General features: G+C 62.6%; 9 protein-coding genes and 1 pseudogene. 6 read left to right on the top strand and 4 right to left on the bottom strand.

Annotation, left to right across the window (positions count from 1 at the left end):
- Positions 1-5 precede the first annotated feature (5 nt).
- Positions 6-3,143, bottom strand: coding sequence for an ATP-binding protein (locus tag BB934_RS25305; RefSeq protein WP_099512153.1), 3,138 nt, complete (start codon positions 3,141-3,143; stop codon positions 6-8).
- Between the two features lie 243 nt (positions 3,144-3,386).
- Here BB934_RS25305 and BB934_RS25300 point away from each other — a divergent pair, with 243 nt between their 5' ends.
- Positions 3,387-4,382 carry a ketopantoate reductase family protein gene (locus tag BB934_RS25300; protein WP_237050096.1) on the top strand — a complete coding sequence of 332 codons (996 nt, stop codon included), beginning with the start codon at positions 3,387-3,389 and terminating at the stop codon, positions 4,380-4,382.
- Here the strand turns inward: BB934_RS25300 and BB934_RS25295 are convergent.
- Positions 4,369-5,493 (bottom strand): Kelch repeat-containing protein, encoded by a 1,125-nt coding sequence (locus BB934_RS25295; RefSeq protein ID WP_099512152.1) that lies wholly within the window; start codon positions 5,491-5,493, stop codon positions 4,369-4,371. The two genes, BB934_RS25300 and BB934_RS25295, sit on opposite strands and share 14 nt — an antisense overlap.
- A gap of 210 nt (positions 5,494-5,703) precedes the next feature.
- On the opposite strand from BB934_RS25295, the pseudogene BB934_RS25290 reads away from it, so the two are divergent.
- Together BB934_RS25290 and BB934_RS25285 are read left to right on the top strand one after the other, a co-directional pair.
- Positions 5,704-7,020 (top strand): annotated as a pseudogene (locus tag BB934_RS25290) (NAD(P)H-dependent oxidoreductase).
- Positions 7,021-7,113: 93 nt separating this feature from the next.
- The gene (locus BB934_RS25285) at positions 7,114-8,133 is read left to right on the top strand and encodes an aldo/keto reductase (protein WP_099512151.1); all 1,020 of its coding nucleotides are present in this window, start codon (positions 7,114-7,116) and stop codon (positions 8,131-8,133) included.
- Positions 8,134-8,281: 148 nt separating this feature from the next.
- Here the strand turns inward: BB934_RS25285 and BB934_RS25280 are convergent, their stop codons facing one another.
- Positions 8,282-8,962 carry a GntR family transcriptional regulator gene (locus BB934_RS25280; protein WP_099512150.1) on the bottom strand — a complete coding sequence of 227 codons (681 nt, stop codon included), beginning with the start codon at positions 8,960-8,962 and terminating at the stop codon, positions 8,282-8,284.
- On the bottom strand, positions 8,959-9,627 hold the full coding sequence (locus BB934_RS25275; RefSeq protein WP_099512149.1) for a GntR family transcriptional regulator: 669 nt from the start codon (positions 9,625-9,627) through the stop codon (positions 8,959-8,961). The genes BB934_RS25280 and BB934_RS25275 overlap by 4 nt, the downstream gene beginning before the upstream one ends.
- A 194-nt stretch (positions 9,628-9,821) precedes the next feature.
- Between BB934_RS25275 and dctP the strand changes: the two genes are divergently transcribed.
- The 3 genes from dctP (at position 9,822) to BB934_RS25260 (ending at position 12,714) form a co-directional block, all read left to right on the top strand.
- On the top strand, positions 9,822-10,814 hold the full coding sequence (dctP, locus tag BB934_RS25270) for a TRAP transporter substrate-binding protein DctP (protein ID WP_099512148.1): 993 nt from the start codon (positions 9,822-9,824) through the stop codon (positions 10,812-10,814).
- Positions 10,815-10,897: 83 nt separating this feature from the next.
- On the top strand, positions 10,898-11,416 hold the full coding sequence (locus BB934_RS25265) for a TRAP transporter small permease (protein ID WP_099512147.1): 519 nt from the start codon (positions 10,898-10,900) through the stop codon (positions 11,414-11,416).
- The gene (locus tag BB934_RS25260) at positions 11,413-12,714 is read left to right on the top strand and encodes a TRAP transporter large permease (protein WP_099512146.1); all 1,302 of its coding nucleotides are present in this window, start codon (positions 11,413-11,415) and stop codon (positions 12,712-12,714) included. Before BB934_RS25265 ends, BB934_RS25260 begins: the two co-directional genes overlap by 4 nt.
- Positions 12,715-12,731 lie beyond the last annotated feature (17 nt).

Raw genomic sequence — 12,731 nt, 5'->3', positions numbered from 1 at the left:
AAGCACTATTCTCGGACCGAGCCGGTTGCAGCTGCGGCAGGGTTGACATCGGACCTCCCCCTCCCCGCCCTCAAATGCCGCTCGAGAATCATGGCTCCGGTCTGTTGCATCAAGGCTTCCGCCTCGCTGAAATAATGCTCGGCCTCGTCTCGACTTGGCGCCCCGACCTGCTTGGCGAGAGCATTGCCTGCCACGATCAAGGCCCGACATTCCGGCAGGCGGGCCGAGCGATCCCGTGACAGGCCGATCGTGCGCTCCGCCGTCGACAGCGCTTCGCCGTGCCGGCCCGCCCGCTCCAGGCATTCGGCCAGGCACGCCATCATATCGGGCTCATAATCCAGCGCGGCCCCGGCTGCGTGCATGAAGTCGATTCCTTCTTCCAGACCTGCAATCGCCGATTGGCTATCCCCCGCAAGACCTTGGGCCATTGCCATGCAGGCATAGGAGAACACGCGAAGATAAGGCGTACCATGGCGCTCCGCGAGCGCGCTCACGTGTCGCGCGTGCTTCATCGCGAGATCCGCATCTCCCGACATCCAGGCAAGGTCGACATATCCCAGATGGCTGATGAATTGGACGGTCGGATCGATCAGCCCATCCTCGATGGATAGCATATGGTCGAGCCAGGCCCTTCCTTCGTCGATACGATTGAGGTGGATCAGGATCCGCGCGCGCAGGCTGAGCGTCCAGTGCTCGACGCTGTATCCCAGGAAACGGTTTTCGAATTCCTGAACATATCGCAAGAGCGACAGCGCCCTGTCGTTGGCCTCCAGGGCCTCATTGAACAGGCCCGCCCAGCCATAGGCTTGACTCAACGAGGCATAGAGCGTTGCGGCACGGCTCTGGTCGGCCTCGGCGTTCAGAATCTGCAATGCCTGCTTCACGCGCGACACGTAATTATCCGCCGCGCCTCCGCTTGCTCCGCTGATCCGGGCTTCCACGAAGAGAAGCAACGGAATCATGGTGTCGTCCGTCTCGCGGGCGATTGCGAGAGCGTCCTGGATATAGGGCGCGGCGTCCTCGACGCTCAATCCCTCACGCCATCCGAGCCAGGCGATCTGGCCACTCGCGAGAATGAGCAGGGCCTTGTTCTTCGCGGACGGGGTCTGGGCACGGGCAAGTCTATGGACGACGTGCCATTGCCTGATCGCCTGGGCAGGATGCATCGACCCGATCCACTCGGCCGCGATGCGCGCATACTCGGCCGCCTTGGTAAGAATGCCCGCAGCTTCGTAATGAAAGCTGATCAGGCCGGCGAACTCGCCCTGCCGCTCCCGGTAATGGCTGGCCAGGGCGGGTGCAACGAAGGCATGGAGGCGACTTCTGCGCGACCTCAGCTGGCTCGAATAGGCGACTTCCTGGATCAGCGGGTGGCGAAACGCATAATGGCGTCCCTCGGGCCGGTTCTGGACCTGCAGGAGTTCCAGCGCACAGAGCCGATTGAGAGCCGGCTCGACATCGGCGCTCTGCTCCTGCATGCCGACGGCAACCAGAACCGCATGCGGAACCTCCTTGCCGATAACGGACGCGATCTGCAGGAGCATGCGGTCGAAGGAAGGAAGCCGATCGATGCGTTCCCCGATGACGGCCTGCAGCGTCACCGGGAGAGGATTGTCGTTGATGACACCCCCGAGGCGATAGTCGCCGGGATGGCCAATCAGCATGCCGTTCTCGACCAGGGAGTGAATGATTTCCTCCGCAAAGAACGGATTGCCGCCGGAACGCTCGGCGATCCGGTTGCGCAACTCCGCGAGATTCGCATGCGAACCGATCACGCAGGAAACGAACGCCTCCATCTGGCTGTCATCGAACTCCGTCAGCTCCAACAGATGAAAACGGTCGCCATCCATCCAAGGGGCCTTGTATGACGGACGGAAATTCACGACGAGAAGAACGTGGGATCCGATGATCGCATCGCAGAGCGACTCCACGAAAGCCTCGCTCGCCTCGTCAAGCCAATGAAGATCTTCAAACACGATGACGAGCGGACGAGAGGCCGTCTCGCCAACCAACCGGGAAATGATGTCGAGAAGGGCGGCATGCCGCATTTTCGGCGTTACGGCCGATGCTGCACCGCTCTCGGCAATGCCGAGAAAGTCGCACAGAACCGCCAGCGCTCCGTCAGGGGGAGATTGCATCCGAGCCAGATAGCTGGCCACCTGCTCCCGCGCCGATGCGGGATCGTCACCGGATGATATCCCCAGCAGCAAGCGCATGATTTCCAGGATCGGCTGAAGGGGAGCTGCCTTTCCATAAGGCTGCGCCCTCACCTCGATCACCGGAATAACATCCATCCGGCAGCGCTCGGCGAACTCGTAGCACAGCCTCGACTTTCCGCTTCCGGGCAGACCGCAGACGCCGACGATATGACTGTCGCCGTGAAGAGCGGCCTGCAGCGCCGATTCCAGAAGCGCCATCTCGCGCTCGCGGGCCTGAAATCTCGTGAGGTTGCTGCTGTTGAATAATTGTCCGGACGACGGCGGCTGCAGGCCCTGCAGTTCGTAGACGCTCATCTCATGGGAAATGCCGCGTATGCGATAGCGACCGGCTGGCTTGACGATGCAGTAGCGCTCGACGAGATGATAGCAGGCTTCGCTGAGATAGATCGCTCCCGGCTCGGCAAGGGCCTGCATTCGATTCGCGATATGGATCGCGACTCCGTAAGCCTCTCTTTCGTTGACCGATCCTGAGAACCTCGTCTCGGAGACGATCATCCCGGAATGCAGACCGAGGCGGATGGCCCTTGGGCCCAGCGCCCGCCCGAGTTCCGATTGAATTTCCAGGGCGGCCTGGCAGGCCAGCAATGCATGCCCTTCCTGAATCTTGGGAGCGCCGAAGAGTGCCATGATGCCGTCGCCCAGGGTGTGGATGACGGTTCCGCCGAACTGCTCCGCCACCCGCCGCATGACAGCGAGGGCGGGTGCCAGGCGCCGCATGGCCTGTTCGGCGTCAAGATTGGAGACGAGCTCGGTCGAGGCGACGATATCCACAAAAAGGATAGTGACCGGCTTGAACTCCTCCGTGCTCGCGGGTTCTTCCGGAGGATTCGCCGCGTTGGACGCATCAGGTATCAGAGGCGCGCCACATTGGCTGCAGAACCGCGCGTCGTCGGGGCTAGGTCGTCCACAGCGCGGGCAATCCATGACAAGCTCTCGGCTTCACACACCGTCTCAAATTTCAACCGTCAGTCTATTTAAGGCGACATTGCCCAGACAATGCAAGCCAAGTTCACCGGTGTCTGTGCCACCGTACACGCAAAGAAATGACCTGTTATTTTATTGCAAATATACGCGTGGGCTTCACACCAAGTCTTTCCGAACGGATTGCAGACGCGATATGAGTTGCAGCTTGATCGAGGGATGCGCAGGGCGCGACAGAAGGGAAATATGATGCGGATCATTGTCTACGGCGTCGGCGCAATCGGCGGCACGGTCGCAGCCGCCCTGTCCCTTGCAGGACACGAGGTCATCGGCATCGCCCGTGGCGCTCAGCTCGAAGCCCTTCAAGCCGATGGCCTGCTGCTGCGCACTCCGGAGAAGGCTGTACGGGCGCAGTTTCGCTGCGTATCGGATCCGTCCGGCATCGATTTTCGTCCGGACGATGCGATCCTCCTGACCATGAAGACGCAGGACACGCTTGCCGCCCTGGAGCGGCTGCGCGCCGCGGGAATCGACGAGCAGCCGATCTTCTGCGTTCAGAACGGCGTTACCAACGAGAGCCTTGCGCTCCGCCGTTTCAAGGAGGTCCACGGCGTCACGGTGATGATGCCGGCATCCATCTCGGCACCCGGCGAGGTCAGCGCGTTCGCAGCGCCCCGCCACGGCATCTTCGACATCGGGCTCTTTCCCAATGGCAGCAACAGCAACGACGAGCGCCTCGCCGCGTGCCTGGAGGCCGCGAATATCGCTGCCTTCGTGCAGCCCGAGGTGATGAAGAGCAAGTATGGCAAGCTTCTGCTCAATCTGAGCAACATCCTGCAGGGTGCACTCGGTCTCGATGCGGATTACAAGCATCTCGAAGCCCTGCTCCAGGCCGAAGCCGAGGCCGCTTACACCGCAGCCGGCATTTCATGGCTGGATGTCGGGGCAGCCGATGCCCGCCGGGACCAGATGATGCGCTCCCGGCCGATCCCCGGCATCGAACGCTCCGGCGGCTCGACGACACAGAGCCTCGAACGAGGGGCGGGATCGATCGAGACGGATTATCTCAACGGCGAGATCGTGCTGCTCGGCCGCCTCCACGGCGTTCCTGTCCCGGCGAACACGTACTTCGTCGAACTCGGCGCCCGGATGGTACGCGAGAAGCTCAAGCCGGGAGCGATTTCCGTCGCTCAGGCGGAAGCGGAGTTGGCCGCACGGGGTCTTGTGATCAGCCGAGCGTGAACGCCTCGTGCACGGCGGACTGGACCGATCCGCCGAGCACCGCCCCTCCTCCCGCGACATAGATCCAGTCGCCGATCACCGTCGCTCCCACCGCGTGCCGGGGCGTCGTCATGGGAGCATGCTGCTGCCATGTATCGGCGGTCAGATCGTAGCTCTCCATCTGTCCGAACACCTTGGCCTGGATCGGCCTGCCCTGCTCGATGCGCCCTGCCTCGCCGCCCATGGCGAAGAGGCGGTTGCGGTAAATCACCAGTCCGTGGCCGGAGCGGGCGGTCGGCAGCGGCGCGCGTTCTTCCCAGGTATCCTTCGCCGGCAGATACACGTGGTGCAGGTTGGTGTTGTACTCGAAGGTGTTGAAGCGCCCGCCGATGACATGGATCGCGTCGCCATATGCCACGCAGCCGACATGGTCGCGTGCACCGGGCAGTGCCTTGAGTTGGGTCCAGCGGTCGGCCTGCGGATCGTAAACCTCGTGCCAGCCGATGCTGGCACGCTCCATGACCGGCACCGAGGCCCCTCCGATCAGGTGGATCTTGCCGTTGAGCACCACGGCGGCGGCGGCGCCGCGCGGACGGGGCAGCGGGGCGATGGTCGTCCAGCGATCCGCCGCCGCATCGTAGACATAGGCATTGTGATCGGGGTTGCGGTTCTGCTCGATGAAACCGCCCAAGGCATAAACACGCCCTGCATCCGCAGCGACGGCCACGTGGTTGGCGCCCCTCGGCAGCGGAGCCGCGTTGAACCAGCGATCGAGGGCGGGGTCGTAGACATGGTGATAGGCCCTGTCGACGCGGCCCTCGCCATAACCGCCGACGATGTGCATCCGTCCGTCGAGCGCCGTAGCCCAGGCCATCTCGCTGCGGGGAATGGGCAGGGCAGCGCGGGAGACCCAACGTCCCTGGGCCCCTTGGGGCGCCGGGCTGTCGGTGACGCGTTGCGCTTCCTGCTCAGGCGTCAGGTGATGCGGGACGCCTCCCTGAAGACGGGAATAGGGATCGGGTGAGGAGGCCGCCTCGGGCAGTTGGGTCCCGTGCCCCGCATGCTGCGCCCAGGCCCTGTGGGTCCCGATGGCGGCCAGTCCGGCGAACGCGATGAAATGGCGGCGATCCATGATCGACCTCTTTTGGTTCGGCGGCCAATTCTTGCGGAGAGCCGTTCTCGTGACAAGGAAACATGGCGGAGGACCGTTCAAGTTTCCGAGACCGCTGGGACGAGCCTATGCGATACCAGCCGAACCCACGCTTCACCTTTAAGCCGATTGACACTTGCCGTCGGAGCTTCGAGCTTCTTCAGGCGACCGGACCAGCGGAGGCGGGACACCATGAACCTATCGGCACTGCTCTATCGACGGCTCGAGGCAGGCAAGCCGGTTCGCGCGGCATTGATCGGCGCGGGCAAGTTCGGATCGATGTTTCTCTCGTAGGTCCCCACGATTTCCGGACTCGAGGTCGCCATGATCGCCGATCTCGATCCTGACAGGGCACGCGGTGCCTGCCGAACCGTTGGCTGGGACGAGGCAAGGTTGGCCGGAACACACTTTACGGCGGATGGTCTCGATGCCTGCCAGGCAGACGATGTGGAGGTGGTGATCGAAGCCACCGGCCATCCGGAAGCCGGCATCCGGCATGCGCTCGCGGCCATCGAGGCCGGCAAGCATATCGTCATGGTCAATGTGGAGGCCGATGTTCTGGCGGGCCCGCTTCTGGCCGAGAAGGCGTCGGCAAAGGGCGTCGTCTATTCAATGGCCTATGGCGACCAACCTGCCCTGGTGGCCGAGATGGTTGACTGGGCCAGGGCTGCAGGCTTCACGGTTGCGGCTGCCGGCAAAGGAACCAAATACCTGCCTCATTACCATCATGTGACGCCGGACGATGTCTGGGCCCATTACGGCCTCACGCCGGAGCAGGCACGGGCAGCGGGCATGAACCCGCAGATGTTCAACTCCTTCCTCGATGGAACGAAATCCGCCATCGAAATGGCCGCCATCGCCAATGCCTGCGATCTCGATGTCCCCGAGGATGGACTGGGCTTCCCGCCATGCGGCGTCGACGACCTCTCGCATATCCTGCGACCGCGCAGCATCGGCGGCCAACTCGATCATGACGGCATGGTGGAGGTGGTGTCCTCGTTGGAACGCGACGGTCGCCCGGTGTTCCGCGATCTGCGCTGGGGCGTCTACGTGGTGCTGAAAGCACCGAACGATTACGCGGCAGCCTGCTTCAAGCAATATGGTCTTCCCACGGATTCCACCGGCCGCTATGCGGCGATGTACAAGCCCTTTCACATGATCGGTCTCGAATTGTCGATTTCCGTTCTGAGCGCCGCCCTGCGCGGCGAGCCGACGGGCTCAAGCCGCCTGTGGCGGGGCGATGCGGTCGCAGTCGCAAAGCGTGACCTGAAGGCTGGCGAACTTCTCGATGGCGAGGGCGGATACACCGTCTATGGCCGATTGGCGACCGCCTCCCGCAGCAGGGCATCGCGCATGCTGCCCATCGGCCTTGCCCATGGGATCCACCTGACCCGCGACGTCGCTGCAGGATCGGCGGTGACGGAAGCCGATGTCAGCCTGGATATGAGCAGGCTCGCGGTTCGGATCAGGCAAGAGATGTGTGCGAGACATGGGGATGAAGCGGCCTGATAGCTGTTCCCTCCCTGCGAAGGTGACACGCGGTGGTAGAGGTGCCGGCAGAAGCAGGCTATCCTGCCACGAACGCAGATGATGGAGTTGAGAATGGATTACCGCAACCTGGGCCGTTCCGGTCTGAAGGTCTCACCGATCTGCCTGGGCACGATGATGTTCGGCGGCCCGACGGACGAGGCTCTCTCTGCGCAAATCATCGCAACGGCGCATGAGGCCGGGGTGAACTTCATCGACACCGCCGACGTCTACAACGAGGGCCGTTCCGAAGAGGTCACGGGGCGAGCCATTGCCTCCGCCCGATCCCATTGGGTGCTCGCGACAAAGGTGGCGAATTCGATGGGACAGGGCCCTAACGACCGCGGTCTGTCGCGCCGGCACATCATGGAAGCGGCCGAGGCGAGTTTGCGTCGCCTCGGCACGGATTGGATCGACATCTATTACATTCACAGGGAGGACTACACCACTCCGCTGGTGGAGACGGTTCGTGCCATGGGCGATCTCGTCCGCCAGGGAAAGATCCGCTACTTCGGCGTGTCGAACCATCGCGCCTGGCGCGTGGCCGAGATCTGCCGCCTCTGCGACGATCTCGGGATCGACCGTCCGGTCGTGAGTCAGCCCTACTACAACGCCATGAACCGGATGCCCGAAGTCGAGCATCTGCCCGCCTGCGGCTATTACGGGCTCGGCGTGGTGCCCTATTCTCCCCTCGCCCGCGGCATCCTCACCGGAAAGTACAGCGCCGATGCCCCGCCGCCTGAAGCCAGCCGGGCGGGTCGGCAGGATACACGCATGATGCAGACGGAATGGCGGCCGGAATCCCTGCAGATCGCACAGGAGTTCAAACGTCACGCCGAGAGCCGGGGCATCACGCCGGGCCAGTTCGCCGTCGCATGGGTCCTGAACAACCGCTTCGTCACGGCCGTGATCGGAGGCCCGCGCACGAAGGAGCAGTGGGACGATTACGTGAAGGCCCTGGATTACCGCTTCACGTCGGAGGATGAAACGTTCGTCGACAGCCTCGTCGCCTCCGGCCATCCTTCCACGCCCGGCTACACCGATCCTGCCTATCCTATCGAAGGACGCTCACCACGCACGAGCCCTGTCGGATGATTGGATCCTGGACGTCCTGACTTATCCTCATCGCCGAAGGTCAAAGCCCCGCTCAGGCAGACGGTGGCGGTGGCTTTGCGTATGCTGGTTCGATGTCCTCTCGAATGCGGAAGCGTGTCGCCGGTCAGGCCGCTCCTCTCATGTCGGTTCAGCTGATGGTTCCCGTGGCGAGGGCATGCTCGACGCCGCCGGCGACGTGGCGTCTCAGAACCTCGCAGGCACGCATGGAGTCCCTTTCCAGAGCGCATTGCAGGAGAAGCGCATGCTCCTCCGCTGCGATGTCGCCGCGAAAGCTCAGGGCGATCATCTGGTAGCGCAAATATTTGTCGAAGACGGCCGCATGGTTGTCGATCAGCATTCTCGACCCGCAGGCGGAGATGAGAGCCTGGTGGAATTGCCAGTCATAGCGCTTCCACTCCTCCGTATGGTCCCGGTCGCCTTGGGCCATCTGCTCCTCCATCCGCGCGAGCCGGTGATGGGCGGCGACGACACGCCCCTCCCATTCCATGTCCCCTGCCCGAAACGCCTGCTCTAGAGCCCGGCATTCCAGGAGTTGCCGAAGGGCGGCGATCTCCCTCAGGTTGGCGATCGAAACCGGCGCGACCTCGAATCCCTTCTGCCCCTCGGCGACCACGAGACGCTCGGAATGCAGGCGGTTCAGGGTTTCCCGGAGCGTGCTGACGCTGGCGCCGTAATCGGCCTTGAGCCGGTCGAGCTTCAGTTTTCGACCAGGCGGGAGGCGGCCGAAGATGATGTCGGATCGGATCTTCTGATAGGCGCTTTCCCCTACGCTAGCGGGCTGGGAGATGACTTGGACGTCGTCACTCATGCCAATGCCCCGCTCTTCAATGTGTAGGCCACGCATCCGTTCACATGCTGATCGAGCACCTCGCAGGCTTTCTCCGCATCGCGTGCCAGGGCGCAGTCCAACAGCATCCGATGCTCGTTCGCCGCGATTTCTCCGCGGAACACGACGGCTATCATCTGGTACCGGAGATATTGATCGAAGACGCCGCCATAGAGATCGAGCAGGGTCTGGGAGCCGCAGGCCTCGATCAGCACTTGGTGAAATTCCCGGTCATAGTGCTTCCAGAGTTCCGTCCCCTCCTGGTCCCCGGCCATCATCCGCCGCTCCATGAAGGCGAGCTTGTGATGGGCGGCGACGACGCGGCTCTCCCATTCCAGATCGCCAGCCGCGAAGGACAAGGGCAATGCATAGGTTTCCAGAAGCAGCCGCATTGACGCGACGTCTTCGAACCCGGCGGGCGACACGGGAGTGACCCGGAAGCCGCGCTGCCCCTCCGCGATGACCAGCCCTTCCGACGAGAGCCGGCTCAGGATTTCCCGGAGGGTGCTGACGCTCGCCCCATACTCGCCCGCCAATCGATCCAGCCGAAGCCGTGCGCCGGGATCGAGGCGACCGAACACGATATCCGCGCGAATCCGGTCGTAAGCGCGATCTGCAATCGATGTCGCCAGCAATTCGATGCTCATCCGGCCACCGCTCTTCCGAGGGTCATAACCTAACGACCTCCCTGACCAAGTCCAACAACCCCATATCGCTTATTGTATGCTAAAATTAAAAATATCAGATGATTTCAAAAACGCATATTGATTTTGCAAACATCCGAGCGGATAGTGCAGCCCAAGACGCAGAAAAAGGCGCGGCAACAAAAGGAGAGGAAACCATGGGATTTGACATCAATCGGCGTGTCCTGATGGCTGCGGGTGCGGCCCTTCTGGCATGGGGCACGGCTGGGCCGGCCACCGCGCAGGCTCCCACGAACCTGAGATTTTCCGCCGTGTTCTCGGAGCAGGACATCCGGGCCGGAATGATGAAGCAGTTCGGCGAGGCGGTGAAGGCGCAGGGCTTCAACCTCCAGCCCTATTACGGCGGCACCCTGTTCAAGCAGGGCACCGAGCTCGTCGCCATGCAGCGCGGCAATCTCGAGATGGGCAATATCGCGCCGCAGGACATCTCGAACCAGATTCCGGAATGGTCTATCGTCACCTCGGCCTATCTGTTCCGCGATGCCGATCACCTGAAGAAGGTGTTTGCCGGCGATGTCGGCCAACAGCTCAAAAAGATGGCCTCGGAGAAGCTGGGCATCCACATCCTCGGGCCGACCTATTTCGGTGCCCGGCATGTGGGGCTGAAGCCGAACAAGAAGATCAGCAAGCCTGAAGATCTCGCCGGCATCAAGCTGCGCATGCCCGGCGGCGACGCCTGGCAGTTCCTCGGCCAATCCCTCGGTGCCAACCCGACGCCGATGGCCTATGCGGAGGTTTATACCGGGCTGCAGACGGGCGCCATCGACGGCCAGGACAACCCGCTGCCGAACGTGCAGAACATGAAGTTCTACGAGGTGATGTCGCAGATCGCTCTCACCTCTCACCTGGTCGGCTTTGACGTTCTGGCCGTATCCAACAAGGTTTGGGACGCCCTATCGCCAGAGAAGAAGGCTGCCTTCCAGGCGGCCGCCGACAAGGCGATCGAGTGGAGCACGCAGGAGCACCTGAAGCAGGAGACGCAGCTCGCTACCTTCTTCAAGGAGAAGGGCCTCGACGTCTACACGCCCGACCTGAAGGCCTTCCGCGAGTTCGCCCAGAAGAAGTATCTGGCCTCGGATCTGGCGAAGAGCTGGCCGGCCGGTATGCTGGACAAGATCAACGCGATGTAAGGCTTAAAGCCATTGCCGCCGGGGCATCGTCCCGGCGGCCTTTCACAAGTGTTCAGCACCTTCTCGCGAAGGGAACCGCTTTCATGAGTTCTTCGTTGCCGGCAATCGGCGCGTGGCTTGCCCGGCGTGCGGAGAACATTGCCGCCGCCATGCTGGCCGCGATGTTCGCAGCCTTCCTCCTGCAGATCGCCTTCCGGTATCTTCTGGGCCTCCCGATCGGATGGACGCACGAGATCAGCGTCGTCCTGTGGCTCTGGCTCGTCCTGTGGGGTGCCGCCTTCGTCGTCAGCGAGCGTGAGGAAATCCGCTTCGACATCATCTACGGCGCGGTCGGCCCCGGACCACGCCGTGTGATGGCGCTTATCAGCGCGGTTGCGTTGATCGCGCTCTATACCATCTCTCTCCCAGCCGTCGTCGACTACGTCACCTTCATGAAGGTGGAGAGGACGAGCTATCTCAAGATCAGGTTCGACTGGCTATTCTCGATCTACATCGTCTTCGCCGTCGCCACCATCATCCGCTACATCTGGATCGCCTGGCAGGCCATGCGGGGCGTGGCGCCGGATGAATTCGATCCCACCAAGGCGAGCTCCGGCGTATGAACCTGACAAGCCCCTTCTCGATCTCGCTCGTCGCGATCACCGCCCTCGCCTTTCTCGGGCTGCCGATCGGCCATTCGATGATCGCCGGCTCGATCCTGTACCTGCTTCTGGCGGGGCTGGACATGGGAACGGCCGCAGAGCAGCTGCTCAACGGCATGTACTCCAACTACGTCATCCTCTCGGTACCGCTGTTCATCCTGGCCGCCGAGTTCATGAACATCGGCAGCATGACCGACCGCCTCATGGCGTTCTGCAATGCCCTGGTGGGCCGCTTCCGCGGCGGCCTCGCCCAAGTCAACATCTTGCAGAGCATCATCTTCGCCGGCATGTCCGGTTCGGCCATCGCCGATGCCGCCGGCACGGGCCGCATGATGCAGGCCATGATGACCCGCGACGGACGGTATACGGGAAGCTTTGCCGCAGCCCTTACCGCAGTCTCGTCCGTGATCGGACCGATCATCCCGCCCTCGATCCCGATGGTTCTCTACGCCCTCGTCTCCGATGCCTCAATCGGCTTTCTCTTCCTTGGCGGTGTCGTTCCGGGACTGCTGATGGCCTTGAGCCAGATGATCATCGTGGCCATCACAGCACGTCGCAAGAACTTCCCTGTCGAGAAACCCGTACCCTTGCGCAAGCTGCCGCGCATCACGTGGGAAGCCTTCCCTTCGCTGATGATGCCCGTCGTCCTGCTTGGAGGCATCTATAGCGGCGTGATGACTCCGACGGAGGCCGCGGCTGTCGCAGCCGGTTACGCGCTTCTCATCTCGGCGGGCCTTTATCGCAGCGTGAGCTGGCGCGACTTCTACAATGCACTCGCCGTCAGTGCACGCACGACCGCGTCCATCGGCATGCTGATCGCGGGTGCGCTCGTGTTCAACTATGTCATCACCGTCGAGAATATCCCGGAAGGCGTGAAGACACTGCTCGCGGGATGGGACCTTTCTCCGGTCGGCTTCCTGATCTTCGTCAATGTCCTGCTTCTTCTTCTCGGCTGCGTGCTGGAAGGAACGGCGATCCTGCTGATCGTCGTGCCGGTCTTCATCCCTACGGCTCAGGCGCTGGGAATCGACCTCGTGCATTTCGGTGTGGTGGTGGTCGTGAACATCATGATCGGGCTGATCACCCCACCCTACGGGCTACTCCTGTTCATCATGGCGAACATTTCCGGCGAGCCGCTGCGCGATATCGTGCGCGACACGCTGCCCTTCCTCTTCGCGATGATCGTCGCCCTCGCGATCATGACATTTGTGCCCGAAACCGTGCTCTGGCTGCCGCGCCTTTTCGGCTACCAGGGATAAGCCGGCTCCATTGAGAG

The organism is Microvirga ossetica (assembly GCF_002741015.1).
Classification (GTDB): Bacteria; Pseudomonadota; Alphaproteobacteria; order Rhizobiales; family Beijerinckiaceae; genus Microvirga; species Microvirga ossetica.
This window is presented reverse-complemented; position numbering and strand designations above follow the sequence as displayed.